The following is a 15,535-nucleotide window of genomic DNA, read 5'->3' as shown; positions in this document are numbered from 1 at the left end:
TGACTTACGGTGGCGTAGGTAGCATGACGCCATGACTGCCGCCGCCCCCGACGCCGCTGTTGAAAACCCCCCAGGGCCGCAAGCGGCCCCACCGCTCCCGCTGAAGCCGATGCTGCGCGGCTGGCTGCACGCCGCCATGTTTCCCGCGGCCCTGGTCTCCGGTGTGGTGCTGACGGCCCTTGCCGACAGTCCGCGCGGGCGGCTGGCCTGCGCCGTCTACACCCTCACCGCATGCGCGCTGTTCGGCACCAGCGCGCTGTACCACCGCGGCAATTGGGGGCCGCGCGCCACCGCGGTGCTGCGGCGGCTGGACCACGCCAATATCTTCCTGATCATCGCGGGCACCTATACGCCCTTCACGCTGCTGCTCCTGCCACACGGCAAGAAGCAGCTGCTGCTGTGGCTGGTATGGGCCGGGGCCCTCGCCGGAATCGCCTTCCGGGTCTTCTGGGTCGGCGCCCCGCGCTGGCTGTACACGCCGTGCTACATCGCGTTGGGCTGGGCGGCCATCTTCTTCCTGCCCGACTTCCTGCGCACCGGCGGCATCGCCGTGATGACGCTGATCATCGTCGGCGGGCTGCTCTACAGCGTGGGCGCGGTGGTCTACGGCACCAAGCGCCCCAACCCCTCACCCCGCTGGTTCGGCTTCCACGAGGTGTTCCACAGCTTCACGCTGGCCGCCTTCGTCGTGCACTACGTCGGCATCTCCTTGGTGGCCTACCAGCACGCCTGATGCCCAAGGCCACCACCACGTCCCAGCCCGAGCACGTGCCGGAGCGCAAGCCCGAGCGCGCGCCGGAGCGCAGGGCCGAGCGCAAGCCGAAGCACGCGCCGGGGCCCGGACTGCGCGAACGGAAGAAGATCAAGACCCGGCGGGCGATCCGGCGCGCCGCCCTCCGGCTCTTCGCGGAGCAGGGGTACGAGGCCACTCCGGTGGACCGGATCGCGGCGGCCGCCGACGTCTCGCCCAGCACCGTCTCCCGCTACTTCCCCGCCAAGGAGGACATCGTCCTCACCGACGAGTACGACGCGCTCATGGCGGAGGCGATCCGCGAGCGCCCGCCGGACGAACCCCCGGCCGCCTCCCTGCGCCACGCCGCCGTAGGGCTGCTGGGCCCCTCGGCGGGAGCGGAACGCGAGGAGCTGCTGGCGCGGCTGGTCCTCGTACGGCAGGTCCCGGCGCTGCGCGCTCGGATGAGCGGGGGCCCGGCCGACAACGGGACGCTGCTGGGCGAGGCGCTGGCCGAGCGCAGCGGCCGGGCCCCGGACGACTTCGCGGTGCGGGTCGCGGTGGGAGCCACCCTCGGCGCCCTGCGGGAAGCGATTTTCCACTGCCTGGACCACCGCCCCGAGGAGAGCGCACCGAGCGCCCACGACATGGCGGCGGCCATCGACCGCGCACTCGACCTGCTCTCCCGCGGCGTACCGCTCTGATCCGCCGCCCGATGAGCGGATGAGCCCGCCATCTCCCGGGCCGGCCACCGGCCAGGGGCCGACCCGGGGCCACTTCCGCTGGTCCGAAGCCACTTCTGGCTGCCCCGGAGCCGACTTGGGTGTGGCTTCGGGGCCGGCCTCGGCGCCGCCCCCGGCCTGCCGCTGGTCCACCCAGTGCCTAGCCCGAAGGCCGCCCCCGGGCGACCCCGGAGCCGACCCGGGTGTGGGCGTGACTTCGGGATAGGGCTCGGCGCTGTCTCCGGCCTTGCACTGGTCCACCCAGTGCCTGGCCCGAAGGCCACCCCCGGGCCACCCGGAACCACCGGGCGACCGCCATCCCGTCCCGGAGCCGCACCTAAAGCCTGGGTGCCCCAGAGCCGTCTGGGTGGCGGCCCCGGGCCAGCGCCCGCCGCAGCACCCGACCCGCTGCCCTCACCGCATGAAGCGCCCGCCGCGGCACCCGACCCGCTGCCCTCGCCGCATGGAGCGCCCGGGGCCGCCACGACGCTGCCCACCGGGGGCACCGCCACGGCCGTCCGCGCGCTGTGCCCCGGACACTCCGGGACGGTCCCGGGTCCCGACCCGGGGGGCGGGCGCCCCGGGCGCCCGCCTCCCCCGGTCCCGGTCAGCCCCTTGTCAGCCCCCGAGCTTGGCCGTCAGTGCCTCGACATCGGCCGTGGGCGCGTCGCAGGTGAAGCCGCGGCAGACGTACGCGGCCGGGCGGCCCTCCAGCAGGGGGCGGTCCTGGAGCAGCGGGACCTCGCCGGAGCCGGGTTCGCCGACCGCGACGACCGCCCCGGGGGCGGTGGCCAGGAGCGCGGCGCGGTGCAGGGCGCGGGTCGCCGGATCGTCGCCGGGGCCGACCACGGCCACCTCACGCGGTCCGTCGAGCCGGGCCTCGGCCACCGCCAGGCCCCAGCCGATGAAGCGCGGCACCCGGGGGCCGAGGGCCCGCACCACGACGAGGGCGCGCTCGGCGGCCTCGCGGTGGCGGGAGCTGCCGGCGATGGCGGCGTAGGACAGCAGGGCCCCGGCGGCGGCCGTCCAGCCGGACGGCGCGGCGTTGTCCGTGGGGTCCTGGGGGCGGCGGATGAGCGCCTCGGCGTCATCGGCGGTGTCGAACAGCGTGCCGTCCTCGGCGGTGAACCGGCTCAGCACGGTGTCCAGGAGCAGCCCGGCGAAGTCCACCCACGCACCGTCGCCGGTGACGGCGGACAGGGCGAGGAAGCCCTCGGCCACGTCCCCGTAGTCCTCGAGCACCCCCGCGTGGCCGCCCGCGGTGCCGTCGAGCGAGGTGCGGGCCAGCCGCCCGCGCGGGTCCATGTGGATGCGCACCAGCAGCTCGGCGGCCTCGGTCGCGGCGTCCACGAGGTCGGGGCGGTCGAAGTAGGCACCGGTTTCGGCGAGGGCCGCGACGGCCAGCCCGTTCCACGCGGCGACGATCTTGTCGTCGCGGCCGGGGCGGGCCCGCCGCTCCCGGGCGGCCAGCAGCCGCTCCCGTACGGAGGCGACCCGGGCAGCGTCCGCGAGCCGCTCCCCGTCGGGCAGCTGGAGCACGGAGGCGCCCCGCTCGAACGTGCCCTCCACGGTCACCCCGAAATACCCGGCGGCGAACTCCGCGTCGGCCTCCCCCAGCACCTCGCGCAGCTGCTCGGGCGTCCACACGTAGTACGCGCCCTCTACGTGCCGGCCGGTGCCGTCGTCGCTGTCGGCGTCCAGCGCGGAGGCGAAGCCGCCCTGTGCGGTGCGCAGCTCGCGGACCATGAAGTCCGCCGTCTCCAGGGCGACACGGCGCGCGAGGTCCGAGCCGGTGGCCCGCCACAGATGGGCGTAGGCCCGGCACAGCAGCGCGTTGTCGTACAGCATCTTCTCGAAGTGCGGCACGGTCCAGGTGGCGTCGACGGAATAGCGGGCGAAACCGCCGCCGAGCTGGTCGTAGATCCCGCCGCGGGCCATCGCCTCGCAGGTGGCCGACACCATCTGGAGCGCGCCCTCGGAGCCGGTGCGGGCGTGGTGGCGCAGCAGGAACTCCAGCGCCATGGACGGCGGGAACTTCGGCGCGCCGCCGAAACCGCCGCGCACGGCGTCGAATTCACGGGTCAGGGTCATGAGCGCGGTGTGCAGCCCCTCCGCGTCGGGCGGCTGGGGCGCGTCGGAGCCCAGGGCGATACCGGTGCGCTGGGCCAGGTCCTGGACGATCCGCCCGGCGACGTCCTGCACCTCGTCGTGGCGGTCCGCCCAGGCGGCCCGCACTCCCTCCAGCACCTGCCGGAAGGACGGCATACCGGGCCGGGGCCGGGGCGGGAAATAGGTGCCGAAGTAGAAGGGCCGGGCCTCGGGGGTCAGGAAGACCGTCATGGGCCAGCCGCCCTGGCCGGTCGCGGCCTGCACCGCCTCCATATAGACCGCGTCGACGTCCGGCCGCTCCTCGCGGTCGACCTTCACGGAGACGAAGTGGGCGTTGAGATAGTCGGCGGTCGCCTGGTCCTCGAACGACTCATGCGCCATGACATGGCACCAGTGACACGCCGAGTAACCAACCGACAACAGAACGGGTACGTTACGCCGTTTCGCCTCGTCGAACGCCGCCTGCCCCCACGGCCACCAGTCCACCGGATTGGAGGCGTGCTGAAGCAGGTACGGCGACTGTGAGTTGGCCAGGCGGTTCATATCTCGAATCGTCGCACGATCCGGTCCGCCCGGCCCAGCTCCACATGGCCTGACCCAGGAGTAAGAAGTTGCACCGGTCCGTGAACCAACCGAACAAGGCCGCTCGGCATGGTGCGGTGATCGTCGGCCGCTCCCTCGACAGGCCGGGTCAGCGGCCGTAGACGTCGTCGCGGGGCAGGGGCCCGACGTCGGCGTGGCGGCCGGGGCGGACGGCGGCGTGGCGTTGTCCGGGCCCGGGGCCGCCTCGTGCGGCGAGGGCGTCGGCGATGGCGCCGGTGGCGAACGCGTAGACAGCCTTGTGCAGCACGTCCACGATCAGTTCTCCGCGAGGCCAGGTGGAGGGCGGGGCACCGACGCCGGTGGCGTTTTCGAGGATCTGGTCGTTGGTGAGGCGCACGACGGCGAACTTCGCCGACGCCACTGGGCCGCGCAGCCCGACGTGGGCCATGACCGAACGGAGCACACCGAGCACAGCGGCCTGCCCGACGTGCATGGCCCAGTTCACCGGCACAGGCTGCTTCCCAGAATGTTCGGGCAGGCCGGTCACGCGCTGAAAGGTCCGTGCGGGCACATGCGAGTCGGGCCGCTTGGTGAGGGCCTGCTCGATCTTCTCACCGAGAGTCATCACGACCCCTCCAGCGGTGCCGGCGACCAGTCCCTGCCACAGCGCGCGCTTGATCATGCCTCAACGGGTACCCGGTGCCGACGCCCTGACCCACCGGCCGTGGCGGGCTCCACCCGGTTGCCAGTCGGCTCACCCGGGTGCTGCAGTCGGCGGGCCTGCCGCGCCGCCGCACATCTCCCTGCCCGTCCTGGCACCGCCTGGCGCTCCAGTCAAGAGCCCCGGCAGACCGCCGCCAGAACGCACCGCCCCCGAGCGGTTTGCGGGGCGCCGGAGGGGCTACTTGCCACGGCATCGGTCTCCGCTTCGGCCAGGAGGGTCGTAGGGGGTTCAACCCGTTGGAGCGTCGGGCCATACCGCTGGACCGCCGGACGCGTAACCGGCGCTGCGCCGACAGGGCCGGGACGAGTGCGCCACCAACCATTGAGGCACGGATCGGGACAGGAAAAGGGCACCTGTGATGGGCACCGCAGCCGACAGCCGCTTTGGACCGCGTCTGGGCAAGCTTCTCCGCCGTACCGGACGGGAGTACTCGGTCGGTCACGAGCGGCCGCTGGGCGGTTACCTCGCGGCCATGGCGGGATTCGGCGGGTATACGGCCGCATGGGCCGTAGCGATCCGGCGCAGCGGAAGGGAGTTGCCCGAGCGGCCCGAACCCTGGGACGTCGCGCTGACGGCCTTGGCCACGTTCCGGCTCAGCAGACTCCTGAGCAGGGCCTCGGTGACCAGCCCGCTGCGTGCTCCCTTCACCAGGTACCTCGGCCCCCAGGGCCCGGCCGAGCTACGCGAGGAGGCCACGTCCGAAGACGGCAAGGAGACCATCGGGGAACTGTTGACCTGCCCCTTCTGCATGAGCGTCTGGGTGGCCTTCACCCTGACCGCCGGCCAGTTGCTCTGGCCGCGTGCGACACGGACCGCCATGGGGACGCTCGCCGCCCTCGCCGGAGCGGACGCGTTGCAACTGGCGTACGGCGCGTTGATGGACAAGGTCACCGACGAGTGACCCGTCGGCCGGACGGCCTTCGCGGCCGTCTCACGACCTGTTGCGCAGCCGTCGGGCTGCCGTGAAGGCCGCGTACAGCAGGTTCGCGGCCCAGGTCAGCAGCTTCCTTACGCGCTGACCGGCGGGGCCGCCGAGCAGGTCGCGCGACCGGTCATATCCGCTCAGCGGGGACCGCGCTCCCGGCCCGCGCCGGGGGCCACAGGTCACGCAGGTCGCCGGGTGCGGTCACATCGTCCAGCACCGCTGCTGCGGGAGATGCCGGAGGGGGAGCGGCGGGGAAACCCGGCTGGAGGGGTCGCGGAGGCGTTCGCGCTGGTGCTGGAGCACGGGCGGTGTCGAGCCGGAGAGGGGTGGCGTGAGTGGCGGCTCGGCAAGGTGCCGAGCCGCCACTCACGCACGGTCATGGCCGTCCTGCCGGACCGGCCCCTCGCGCCTGGGCACGAAGAGCGCGCGGAGAGAACCGGGGTGTGGCGGCCACGCCGGCCGGGCCGGGCCGTGTGGTTCCACCCACACCAGGCTCCGGGCCGTGTGGCTCCGCCCGCCCGGAGGCCCGCTGGTCAGGGTCAGGCTGGACCCGCGGACGGGTCGAGGCCACGGACGGGCGATCCGCCGATCAGGCCGGCCAGCGATCGGGCCGGACGCGCCGGTCAGGCCGGGCCCGGGGTCAGGCCGTGCGCTCCGCGCCCTTGGGGGATTCGGCGGAGGTCGTCGCCGGTGCCTTGCCGGGCTCCGGCGCCTCCTCGAAGTCCACCCGCTTCATGTGCTTGTTCATGGACTTCATCAGCAGCCACACCGCCGCGCCGATCACGGCGAAGACGATGAAACCGAGGACGCCCGGGGTCACCTTGTTCTCGTCCAGGTCCTTGGCGAGCGGGACGAGGTGCGTCATGGCGAGGGTGCTGGTGGCGCTCATCATGCGTTCAATTGTTGCGGATGCCCGCGAAGAGGTCGTCCTCGGGGAGGGAGGTGTCCACCAGCGACTTGGCGAGCTCGTACTCCTCGGTGGGCCAGACCTCCTTCTGGACGTCCATGGGCACCCGGAACCAGCCGCCGTCGGGGTCGATCTGCGTACGGTGCGCGATCAGCGCCTTGTCGCGGATCTCGAAGAAGTCGGCGCAGGGCACATAGGTGGTCAGGGTGCGCTCGGGCCGCCCGGAGTCCTTCCAGCGCTCCAGCCACTCCCCGTACGGCGAGTCCAGACCGCGGGCCAGCAGCGCCTCGTGCAGCGCTACGGTGCGTGACCGGTTGAAGCCCTGGTTGTAGTAGAGCTTCAGCGGCTGCCAGGGCTCCCCCGCCTCGGGGTACTTCTCCGGGTCGCCGGCCGCCTCGAAGGCCACCATCGTGATCTTGTGGGTCATGATGTGGTCGGGGTGCGGATAGCCGCCGTTCTCGTCATAGGTGGTGATCACCTGCGGCTTGAACGAGCGGATCAGCCTCACCAGGGGCTCCGCCGCCGCGTCCACGTCCTGGAGCGCGAAGCAACCCTCGGGCAGGGGCGGCAGCGGATCGCCCTCGGGCAGTCCGGAGTCCACGAAGCCCAGCCACTCCTGCTGAACGCCGAGGATCTCGCGCGCCTCGTCCATCTCCTTGGCCCGGACCTCGTGGATGTTCTCCTCGATGTAGGGGTCACCCTGGAGCTTGGGGTTGAGGATGGAGCCGCGCTCTCCGCCTGTGCAGGTGGCGACCAGCACCTCCACCCCCTCGGACACGTACTTGGCCATGGTGGCCGCGCCCTTGCTCGACTCGTCATCGGGGTGCGCGTGCACGGCCATCAAACGCAGCTGCTCAGTCAAGTTCGATCCTCAGTGATTCGTCGCGGAAGACGGCTTCTATAGTGACCTAAACCGGGGACGAATAATTCCGATCTCTCCCCCAGCAGGAGGAACGCCCATGGCCGCGGTGCGCGAAGGTCTGCCCGAGGGGCGCTACGGCCGCTCCGCGGACGCACGTGCCGACCGCACGCTGAAGATCGTGGGCGCGGTGCTGGGGGCCGGGCTGCTGGCCCTGATCGCCTGGTTCGGGTACGACTACATCGCCGGTCAGGACGTCAGCGGCCGGATGACCGCGTTCAAGGTGGTCGCCGACGACGCCGTCGAGGTCCGGCTGGAAGTCACCAAGGACAAGGACAGCACGGGTGTCTGCACGGTGCGTACCCTGGACCAGTACCACACCGAGGTGGGCCGTAAGGACTTCACCTTCGGCCGGCACCAGGACGACCTGGTCAAGGTCGTGACCGTACGCACCACGGCCCGCGCGACCAGCGCCGAGCTGGTCGGCTGCGAGCCCGTCCGGTGATCGAGTGATCGAGCGGGACGTGTCGGTCGACTGACCCGATCTGACCAGCACTGACGGGTTCCTGCCCATCGCGCCCAGTTCCCTCCTCCCCGTTTCCTGCCGGAATTGTTAGGCTCGTGGTTTCGCCCGGCTTTGAAGGCGCACCCTTCTGAGTAGGGCGTTCATTTGTATTCCCAGCACCGACGAGGAGCACCTGTGACCCAGACCAGCGAGAACGTCACCTGGCTGACCCAGGAGGCGTACGACCAGCTCAAGGCCGAGCTGGAGTACCTGTCGGGTCCCGCACGTGTCGAGATCGCGAAGAAGATCGAGGCTGCCCGGGAGGAGGGTGACCTCCGGGAGAACGGGGGTTACCACGCCGCCAAGGAGGAGCAGGGCAAGCAGGAGCTCCGAGTGCGTCAGCTGACGCAGCTCCTGGAGCACGCGAAGGTCGGCGAGGCACCCGCGGACACCGGCGTCGTCGCCCCCGGCATGGTGGTCACGATCGCGTTCGACGGCGATCCGGACGACACCCTGACCTTCCTGCTCGCTTCGCGTGAGTACGCGAGCTCGGACATCGAGACCTACTCGCCGCAGTCCCCGCTGGGCACGGGTGTGAACGGCAAGAAGGTCGGCCAGGACGCGGAGTACGAGCTGCCCAACGGCCGCACCGCCTCGGTGCGGATCCTGGAGGCGAAGCCGTACCAGGGCTGAGCGCCCGGTGAGGGGCCCCGGCCGTCCGGCCGGGGCCCCTCACCGCTCTCCGCGGGCCCCTTTCCAGGACTCCAGGACCAGGAGTCCATGGCTCCAGGACCAGGAGTCCATGGCTCCAGGACCTCTCAGGCGGTCGCCGAGCGGTAGGTGCGGACCACGTCAGGCCATCACCGTGTACCCGGCCCCGCGCAACGCCTCCCGGACCTCCGCGCAGTGCTCCGGCCCCTTCGTCTCCAGGTGCAGCTCCACCTCGGCCTCGCTCAGCCCGAGCCGCGGATTGGTGCGTACATGGCCGACGTCGAGCACATTGGCGTCCAGCGTCGACAGCACCCCCAGCAGCGTGGCCAGCGCCCCCGGCCGGTCGGTGAGCCGCAGCCGCAGCGACAGATAGCGTCCCGCCGCGGCCATGCCGTGGCGCAGGACGCGCTGCATCAGCAGCGGATCGACATTGCCGCCCGAGAGCACCGCGACCACCGGCCCCTCGAAGGACCCCGGCGCCGACAGCAGCGCGGCCACCGGACTCGCCCCCGCCGGCTCCACCACCAGCTTCGCCCGCTCCAGACAGAGCAGCAGCGCGCTGGACAGCTCGTCCTCGGTGACCGTACGGACCTCGTCGACGAGCTCTTCGATGATCTGGAACGGCACATCACCCGGCCGCCCCACCCTGATGCCGTCCGCCATCGTCACGGGTGCGTCGAGGGTGACGGGCCGCCCGGCCGCCAGCGACGGCGGATACGCCGCGGCGCCCTCCGCCTGCACCCCCACCACCCGCACATCCGGCCGCAGCGCCTTCACCGCCACCGCGACCCCGGCCGCCAGCCCGCCCCCGCCGATGCCCACCACCACGGTGCGCACCTCAGGGCACTGCTCCAGGATCTCCAGCCCCACCGTGCCCTGCCCCGCGATGATGTCCGGGTGGTCGAAGGGGTGGATGAAGATCGCGCCGGTGCGCTCGGCGTACTCCCGCGCCGCCCGCATCGTCTCGTCCACGATCTGGCCGCGCAGCAGCACCTCGGCGCCGTACTCCCGAGTGGCCGCGATCTTCGGCAGCGGTGCGCCCTCGGGCATGAGGACCGTCGAGCGCACCCCGAGCAGTGAGGCCGCGAGGGCGACGCCCTGCGCATGGTTCCCGGCGCTCGCCGCGACCACCCCGGCCGCCCGCTCCCCGGAGCTGAGCCCCGAGATCCGCACGTAGGCGCCGCGCAGCTTGAACGACCCGGTGCGCTGGAGGTTCTCGCATTTCACATGGACCGGCGAGCCGACCAGACCGGACAGATAGCGGCTGCCTTCCAGCACGGTGAGCCGGGAGACCCCCGACAGCGTCTTCTGTGCCCTGCGGACATCGTCGAGGGTGACCGTCGCGGATCCCTCGGACGCCGCCTCCGACGATCCTTCGGAGGTGGGGACGGGAGCAGAAGCGGGGGTGGGGGCGGTGGGGTGCGAGGCCGGGCCGGAGCCGGAGCCGGGGCCCTCCTCGTCGCCGAGTCGTGCAGCCATGGTCCCCAGTCTGGCAGCTCGCCCTGGCGGACCGACGGGGGCCGGGCCGGTGCCGGGAAACGCTCCAGAACGGCAGGTTGTGGATCGCCGGCCATCAGGTTTTTGCAGCACCCATACGGACGGGCCCTGGGCCGCGTACTCTGTGCCCCATCCCACAGACCACCGCATGAAGTGAGCCCCAGGCCATGCCCTCCCATTCGGACATGACGACTCAACTCGACACAGGCGTACTGGATACCCTCCAACACCAGGTCGCCGTCTTCGCCCGCCGTGCGGAACAGACCCGGCTCGGCGGCGTCGGCCAGGCCCGCAACTCCATGGACCGAGCCGCGTATTTGCTGCTCAACCGGCTCGACCAAGAAGGCCCCATGGGGGTCAAGGCGCTCGCGGGGAGCATGGGCATCGACTCGTCCACCGTGACCCGCCAGGTCGCCCCGCTGGTCGACTCCGGCATGGTCAAGCGCACCTCGCACCCGGAGGACGGCCGCGCGGTCGTGCTTCAGCTGTCCCCGCGCGGCAAGGCCCGGCTGGAGGAAGTGCGCTCCTCCCGGCGCGACTTGATGGCCCGCGTGACCGAGGAGTGGACGGCGGAGGAGCGCGATGTCTTCTGCGATCTGCTGACCCGTTTCAACATCTCCCTCGCCGCCGCGGTCACCGCGGTGCCTCAGGCGACGCCCGCCACCTGAGGACGCCCCGCCCGAAGGGGGACCTGTCCAAGGGGAGCCCGGGGCAGACCGTGAGCAGACCTCTTGACCGGGCGCCCGTGCCTGCCGTGTCCTAAAAGAACGGGAGGCGGAGGGCGTGGTACGAGAGCGGCGGGCAGCACGGGAGGACCGCCGGGCCCGGGAGTTCGACACATTCGTCGCGGGCGCGGGGGGCCGGCTGCTGCACGCGGCCACACTGCTCACCAGACGGGGGACACCGAAGCCGCCGAGCGCCTGCTGACCATCGCGCTCGCGCGCACGTACGCCCGCTGGGACCGGCTGCGCGGCGAGGATCCGTACGACCACACCCGCCAGGCGCTGGCCGCCCTCTTCGCCCACCGAGGCCACCGCTACCGCCGCCCGCGCGGCGGCATCCTGGCCCGGCTCACCCCACAGGAGCGGCTGGTGCTGGTGCTGCGGCTGTACGAGGGGGTCGCGGAGGAACAGACGGCGGCCGCGCTCGGCCTCCCGGCCGAACGGGTCCGGGCGATCTGCACCCGCGCGATGGCGGCGATGCGCAGCGCTCCACCCCGACGTGGCACGACCGGAACGCCGCCGCCCGGCGGAACGTCGCCGCCCGGCGGAACACCGCCATCCGCCGGAATGCCCCCGTCCAACGGCCGCCGGACGGCCACCGGCGCGGCCGGGGCCGCGCCATGAGCCTTCCGGACCGCAAGGAGAACGAGGTCCGCCGGATGCTGGAAGGCCCGCATCCGGCGCTGCCACCGGACCTGGCGGACCGGGCCGCCGAACGGGGGCGGCGGCTCCTCCGCCGCCACCGGGTACTGCGCACCGTCGGCTGGCTGCTGCTGCTCGCCGCGGCCGTCGCCTTCGGCGTCTGGGCGGCGATCGCCGAACCGTGGACCGCGCCACCCACCGACACCACCCCTCCCCTCGAGGGTTGGTGAACGCTCAAGGGATGGTCGCGGGGCGGTGAACCCCCGACGGCCGGGGAACGCCCCCAGGCGCCCCCGGACCAAGCGAACGGCGAACCAGGCGGACCAGGCGGACCAAGCAAGCGATGCAGGCCAAGCGAGTCAGGCGACCCGGGCGGGCCGTCCAGACGGCCCAGGTGACCCAAGCGAGCCAGACGGACCAAGCACACCAGACGGACCAGACGGACCAGGCCGCCCAAGCGAACCACGCGGCCCAGGCCAGCCAGACACCCCAGACGGACCACGCAGCCCAACCACACCAGACAGCCCAGCCGGCCCAGACCTCAGCCCAGCGCCTGGGTCAGATCCATCAGCAGATCGTCGATCGCCTCGATACCGACCGACAGCCGTACGAGATCGGCCGGCACCTCCAGGGCCGAGCCCGCCGCCGAGGCGTGCGTCATCCGTCCCGGGTGCTCGATCAGCGACTCGACGCCGCCGAGGGACTCCCCGAGCGTGAACAGCCGCGCCCGGTCGCACACCTCGACCGCCGCCTGCTCGCCGCCCGCGACCCGGAAGGACACCATGCCGCCGAAGGCCCGCATCTGCTTGGCCGCGGTCTCGTGCCCCGCGTGCTCCGGCAGCCCCGGGTAGTAGACCTGGGTCACCTTGGGGTGCGCGGCGAGCATCTCCGCGATCCGCGTGGCGTTCGCGCTGTGCCGGTCCATGCGGACGGCGAGGGTCTTGATGCCGCGCATCACCAGCCAGGCGTCGAAGGGCCCGGCGATGGCGCCCATCGCGTTCTGGTGGAAGGCGAGTTCGTCCCCGAGAGCGCTGTCGGAGACCACCAGCGCACCGCCGACGACGTCCGAATGTCCGCCCATGTACTTGGTGGTGGAGTGCACCACGATGTCGGCGCCGAGCGCGAGCGGCTGCTGGAGGTAGGGGCTGGCGAAGGTGTTGTCCACCACCAGCCGGGCCCCCGCGGTGCGGGCGACGTCGGCGACGGCGGCGATGTCGGTGATGCCGAGCAGCGGATTGCTCGGGGTCTCCACCCAGATCACCTTCGTCCGGGGGCGGAGCGCGGCCCGTACCGCCGCCGGGTCGGAGGTGTCGGCGACCGACCACTCCACGCCCCAGCGCTCCGCGACCTTGGAGAACAGGCGGAACGTACCGCCGTACGCGTCGTCCGGGATGACGACGTGGTCGCCGGGGACCAGGAGCGTGCGCAGCAGGCAGTCCTCGGCGGCCAGGCCGGAGGCGAAGGCGAGGCCGCGGCGGCCGCCCTCCAGCGCCGCCAGGTTCTCCTCCAGGGCGGTGCGGGTGGGGTTCGCGGAACGGCTGTACTCGTAACCGCCCCGCAAGCCCCCCACCCCGTCCTGCTTGTAGGTGGAGACCTGGTAGATCGGGGGCACGACGGCGCCGGTGAGCGGGTCCGCCTCCTGGCCCGCGTGGATGGCGAGCGTCTCGAAACTCTGGGGGTGACCCTGGGGGTGCTGGTGGCTCATGGGGCCGAGCGTAACGCCCGGCGTGCCCGTCCAGGGCTCAGGCGGCCGACGGGGCGCATAGGCTGGACCACAAGCCGTCACGGGACTTCACACGGGGACACCTCATGGAGCTTCTGATCTTCCTCATCGCCATCGTCATGATCGGCGGGCTGATCGTCGTACCCGCCGTACGGCGGCTGCGCGGGGGCCGCGAGGCCGTGCAGGGGGCGGTGCGCGCCTCGGACCCGCAGGAGTACGGCTTCGTACCGCGCGAGCGGCTGGACGTCCGGCTGCCCGGCCCCGACCAGCAGCTGATCGACACGCTGGAGGAGGTCCAGGCGCAGCAGGACTGGCAGCCGGCCGCGCGCCTGCTCGCGCTCACCGAGACCACCTCGGAGCTGCGCTGGCAGCGGGTGCAGACGCTGGCCGGGGCGGCGGCCTTCGAACTCGCCCAGGCCCCCGGCCAGGGCGGGATGTGGCTGCGCACCTGGCGGGTGGCGGCCCCGGAGGACCCGGGCGCGGCGGCGGTGCAGGCGGAGTTCCTGGTCCGCCAGGCGCTGCGCGACCCGTCGTCCCGCGACTTCCGGATGATCCTGGAGGAGGCCCGGGACGTCTGCCGGGAGGCGGCCCGGCTGGCCCCGGACGACCCGGTGCCGCACATCATCGAGCTCGCCGTCGCCCGCGGTCTGGCCTACCGGCAGGCCGACTTCGAGGAGCTGTGGTCCCAGGTCACCCAGCGCGCCCCGCACCACATGGGCGCGCACCTCGCCGCCCTCAACTACTGGTGCGAGAAGTGGCACGGCTCCCAGGACCGCGCCGACGCCTTCACCCACGCGGCCGCCGCGTCGGCCCCCGAGAAGAGCCTCCTCCCCGCCCTGCCGCTCTTCGGCGTCTTCGAGCACCTGCCGGAGGCCAACCTGGTGCGCACGCTCTACCGGAGCGAGGTGGTCACGAAGGCGATCGAGGGCGCGCTCTTCGCCGTCCGCCAGGCCCCCGCCCACCACCCGGTCCTGCCGCACGTCCGCCATCTGCTGGTCTTCTTCCTGGTCCGGGCGGAGCGGTACGCGGAGGCGCTGGAGCAGCTGCGCCACGTGGACGGCCATGTGGGCGCGGTCCCGTGGTCGTACGGGGCGGACCCGGCGGCCGAGTACACGGCCTACCGGGCGCTCGCGGTCGCGGGCTGGGAGGGCGGCGGCGGCACCCCGGCGACGCTGCCGCGCTGAGCGGCGACGCGGCCGCGCCGCTGAGCACCGTCGGCCTGGGCACCACCCCGGGGCCGGGGCGGAATGCCAACCCCCCGAAGCCCGTTATACGCAACGCACCCACCAGCCAGCCGGATCCGCATGGGAGCCCCGTGATGTTGTTCAGCCGCCACAAGAACCACCTCCCCACCCCCGAGGAGGCGCTGAAGGGCCGCCCCGAACCGGGCTTCCCCGTCCCCGACCGCCACACGGTCCTGGGCAACCCGCTGACCGGCCCGTACCCGGAGGGCCTGGTCGTCGCCGACTTCGGCCTGGGCTGCTTCTGGGGCGCGGAGCGCACGTTCTGGCAGGCCCCGGGCGTGTGGACCACGCTCGTCGGCTACCAGGGCGGCCACACCGAGAACCCCACCTACGAGGAGGTCTGCTCCGGCCTCACCGCCCACACCGAGGCCGTCCGGGTCGTCTTCGACCCGACCGTCACCTCCTACGGCGCCCTCCTGAAGCTCTTCTGGGAGTCCCACGACCCCACCCAGGGCTTCCGCCAGGGCAACGACGTCGGCACCCAGTACCGCTCGGCGATCTACACCCACTCCCCCGAGCAGCAGTCCGAGGCCGAAGCCTCCCGCACCGCCTACCAGTCCGTCCTCACCGGCTCCGGCTACGGCCAGATCACCACCGAAATCCTCCCCGCGGGCCCCTTCTACTACGCGGAGGCATACCACCAGCAGTACCTGGACAAGAACCCGGCGGGCTACTGCGGCATCGGCGGCACGGGGGTCAAGCTAAGTACCCCGTTCGAGACGAACTGGGGGGCGTCCTGCCCTACTGGCATCGCCCCCGCGCCAGAACCGACGGAGCAGTAACCTCGCGCGGCCCAACGCAAGACAACAATCATCGCCGCCCCATCCGTCACCCCGGACGGATGGGGGCACGTATGGAGGCGTGTGCTCTCCGTGGATCAATGACGCCGCTTCGGCCGAAGGCAGGGACATTCGTCCAAGACCGTCAACTCTGTGGTGCACCGCCGCAAACCGGATACGGTAGCGGCGCGAT

General features: G+C 72.3%; 15 protein-coding genes and 1 pseudogene. 10 read left to right on the top strand and 6 right to left on the bottom strand.

The window, feature by feature from the left end:
• Positions 1 to 31: 31 nt before the first annotated feature.
• Both trhA and N6H00_RS25295 read left to right on the top strand, forming a co-directional pair.
• A complete protein-coding gene (trhA, locus tag N6H00_RS25300; RefSeq protein ID WP_268974124.1) occupies positions 32 to 733 on the top strand; it encodes a PAQR family membrane homeostasis protein TrhA in 702 nt (233 codons plus the stop codon).
• On the top strand, positions 733 to 1,434 hold the full coding sequence (locus N6H00_RS25295; RefSeq protein ID WP_268974123.1) for a TetR family transcriptional regulator: 702 nt from the start codon (positions 733 to 735) through the stop codon (positions 1,432 to 1,434). Before trhA ends, N6H00_RS25295 begins: the two co-directional genes overlap by 1 nt.
• A gap of 636 nt (positions 1,435 to 2,070) precedes the next feature.
• Here N6H00_RS25295 and N6H00_RS25290 read toward each other — a convergent pair.
• Both N6H00_RS25290 and N6H00_RS25285 read right to left on the bottom strand, forming a co-directional pair.
• A complete protein-coding gene (locus tag N6H00_RS25290; RefSeq protein WP_268974122.1) occupies positions 2,071 to 4,104 on the bottom strand; it encodes a thioredoxin domain-containing protein in 2,034 nt (677 codons plus the stop codon).
• A 148-nt stretch (positions 4,105 to 4,252) separates the two neighbouring features.
• A complete protein-coding gene (locus N6H00_RS25285; protein WP_268974121.1) occupies positions 4,253 to 4,786 on the bottom strand; it encodes a hypothetical protein in 534 nt (177 codons plus the stop codon).
• A gap of 400 nt (positions 4,787 to 5,186) precedes the next feature.
• On the opposite strand from N6H00_RS25285, the gene N6H00_RS25280 reads away from it, so the two are divergent.
• Positions 5,187 to 5,729, top strand: coding sequence for a DUF1360 domain-containing protein (locus N6H00_RS25280; RefSeq protein ID WP_268974120.1), 543 nt, complete (start codon positions 5,187 to 5,189; stop codon positions 5,727 to 5,729).
• A 664-nt stretch (positions 5,730 to 6,393) separates the two neighbouring features.
• Here N6H00_RS25280 and N6H00_RS25275 read toward each other — a convergent pair.
• Both N6H00_RS25275 and mca read right to left on the bottom strand, forming a co-directional pair.
• Positions 6,394 to 6,642 carry a hypothetical protein gene (locus N6H00_RS25275; protein ID WP_268974119.1) on the bottom strand — a complete coding sequence of 83 codons (249 nt, stop codon included), beginning with the start codon at positions 6,640 to 6,642 and terminating at the stop codon, positions 6,394 to 6,396.
• Positions 6,643 to 6,649: 7 nt separating this feature from the next.
• Complete coding sequence (gene mca / locus N6H00_RS25270) at positions 6,650 to 7,522, bottom strand: mycothiol conjugate amidase Mca (protein WP_268974118.1); 873 nt, start codon at positions 7,520 to 7,522, stop codon at positions 6,650 to 6,652.
• 97 nt (positions 7,523 to 7,619) lie between these two features.
• On the opposite strand from mca, the gene N6H00_RS25265 reads away from it, so the two are divergent.
• Complete coding sequence (locus tag N6H00_RS25265) at positions 7,620 to 8,024, top strand: DUF4307 domain-containing protein (protein WP_268974117.1); 405 nt, start codon at positions 7,620 to 7,622, stop codon at positions 8,022 to 8,024.
• A gap of 195 nt (positions 8,025 to 8,219) precedes the next feature.
• Positions 8,220 to 8,717 (top strand): transcription elongation factor GreA, encoded by a 498-nt coding sequence (greA, locus tag N6H00_RS25260; RefSeq protein WP_268974116.1) that lies wholly within the window; start codon positions 8,220 to 8,222, stop codon positions 8,715 to 8,717.
• 159 nt (positions 8,718 to 8,876) lie between these two features.
• On the opposite strand, the gene ilvA is transcribed toward greA, so the two are convergent.
• A complete protein-coding gene (gene ilvA, locus N6H00_RS25255; protein WP_268974115.1) occupies positions 8,877 to 10,214 on the bottom strand; it encodes a threonine ammonia-lyase in 1,338 nt (445 codons plus the stop codon).
• A 185-nt stretch (positions 10,215 to 10,399) separates the two neighbouring features.
• On the opposite strand from ilvA, the gene N6H00_RS25250 reads away from it, so the two are divergent.
• The 3 genes and pseudogenes from N6H00_RS25250 to N6H00_RS25240 all read left to right on the top strand — a co-directional run bounded on the left by N6H00_RS25250 (position 10,400) and on the right by N6H00_RS25240 (position 11,826).
• Positions 10,400 to 10,900 carry a MarR family winged helix-turn-helix transcriptional regulator gene (locus tag N6H00_RS25250; protein WP_268974114.1) on the top strand — a complete coding sequence of 167 codons (501 nt, stop codon included), beginning with the start codon at positions 10,400 to 10,402 and terminating at the stop codon, positions 10,898 to 10,900.
• Between the two features lie 115 nt (positions 10,901 to 11,015).
• Positions 11,016 to 11,578 (top strand): annotated as a pseudogene (locus N6H00_RS25245) (sigma factor-like helix-turn-helix DNA-binding protein).
• Positions 11,575 to 11,826, top strand: coding sequence for a hypothetical protein (locus N6H00_RS25240; protein ID WP_268974113.1), 252 nt, complete (start codon positions 11,575 to 11,577; stop codon positions 11,824 to 11,826). The pseudogene N6H00_RS25245 and the gene N6H00_RS25240 overlap by 4 nt, the downstream one beginning before the upstream one ends.
• 311 nt (positions 11,827 to 12,137) lie before the next feature.
• On the opposite strand, the gene N6H00_RS25235 is transcribed toward N6H00_RS25240, so the two are convergent.
• Positions 12,138 to 13,301 carry a cystathionine gamma-synthase gene (locus N6H00_RS25235; protein ID WP_268974112.1) on the bottom strand — a complete coding sequence of 388 codons (1,164 nt, stop codon included), beginning with the start codon at positions 13,299 to 13,301 and terminating at the stop codon, positions 12,138 to 12,140.
• Positions 13,302 to 13,405: 104 nt separating this feature from the next.
• On the opposite strand from N6H00_RS25235, the gene N6H00_RS25230 reads away from it, so the two are divergent.
• Both N6H00_RS25230 and msrA read left to right on the top strand, forming a co-directional pair.
• Positions 13,406 to 14,503: a hypothetical protein gene (locus N6H00_RS25230; protein WP_268974111.1), complete on the top strand. Its 1,098-nt coding sequence runs from the start codon at positions 13,406 to 13,408 to the stop codon at positions 14,501 to 14,503.
• A 134-nt stretch (positions 14,504 to 14,637) separates the two neighbouring features.
• Positions 14,638 to 15,345: a peptide-methionine (S)-S-oxide reductase MsrA gene (msrA, locus tag N6H00_RS25225; RefSeq protein WP_268974110.1), complete on the top strand. Its 708-nt coding sequence runs from the start codon at positions 14,638 to 14,640 to the stop codon at positions 15,343 to 15,345.
• Positions 15,346 to 15,535 lie beyond the last annotated feature (190 nt).

It is taken from the genome of Streptomyces sp. S465 (genome assembly GCF_026898115.1).
Taxonomy (GTDB): Bacteria; Actinomycetota; Actinomycetes; order Streptomycetales; family Streptomycetaceae; genus Streptomyces; species Streptomyces luomodiensis.
Note: the sequence above shows the minus strand (reverse complement) of the source record. Positions and strands in the feature narration are given on the sequence as shown.

Coding starts and splice junctions, on each gene's coding strand:
- trhA (WP_268974124.1), top strand. CDS start 32: ATGACTGCCGCCGCCCCCGACGCCGCTGTTGAAAACCCCCCAGGGCCG.
- N6H00_RS25295 (WP_268974123.1), top strand. CDS start 733: ATGCCCAAGGCCACCACCACGTCCCAGCCCGAGCACGTGCCGGAGCGC.
- N6H00_RS25290 (WP_268974122.1), bottom strand. CDS start 4,104: ATGAACCGCCTGGCCAACTCACAGTCGCCGTACCTGCTTCAGCACGCC.
- N6H00_RS25285 (WP_268974121.1), bottom strand. CDS start 4,786: ATGATCAAGCGCGCGCTGTGGCAGGGACTGGTCGCCGGCACCGCTGGA.
- N6H00_RS25280 (WP_268974120.1), top strand. CDS start 5,187: ATGGGCACCGCAGCCGACAGCCGCTTTGGACCGCGTCTGGGCAAGCTT.
- N6H00_RS25275 (WP_268974119.1), bottom strand. CDS start 6,642: ATGAGCGCCACCAGCACCCTCGCCATGACGCACCTCGTCCCGCTCGCC.
- N6H00_RS25265 (WP_268974117.1), top strand. CDS start 7,620: ATGGCCGCGGTGCGCGAAGGTCTGCCCGAGGGGCGCTACGGCCGCTCC.
- ilvA (WP_268974115.1), bottom strand. CDS start 10,214: ATGGCTGCACGACTCGGCGACGAGGAGGGCCCCGGCTCCGGCTCCGGC.
- N6H00_RS25250 (WP_268974114.1), top strand. CDS start 10,400: ATGCCCTCCCATTCGGACATGACGACTCAACTCGACACAGGCGTACTG.
- N6H00_RS25240 (WP_268974113.1), top strand. CDS start 11,575: ATGAGCCTTCCGGACCGCAAGGAGAACGAGGTCCGCCGGATGCTGGAA.
- N6H00_RS25235 (WP_268974112.1), bottom strand. CDS start 13,301: ATGAGCCACCAGCACCCCCAGGGTCACCCCCAGAGTTTCGAGACGCTC.
- N6H00_RS25230 (WP_268974111.1), top strand. CDS start 13,406: ATGGAGCTTCTGATCTTCCTCATCGCCATCGTCATGATCGGCGGGCTG.
- msrA (WP_268974110.1), top strand. CDS start 14,638: ATGTTGTTCAGCCGCCACAAGAACCACCTCCCCACCCCCGAGGAGGCG.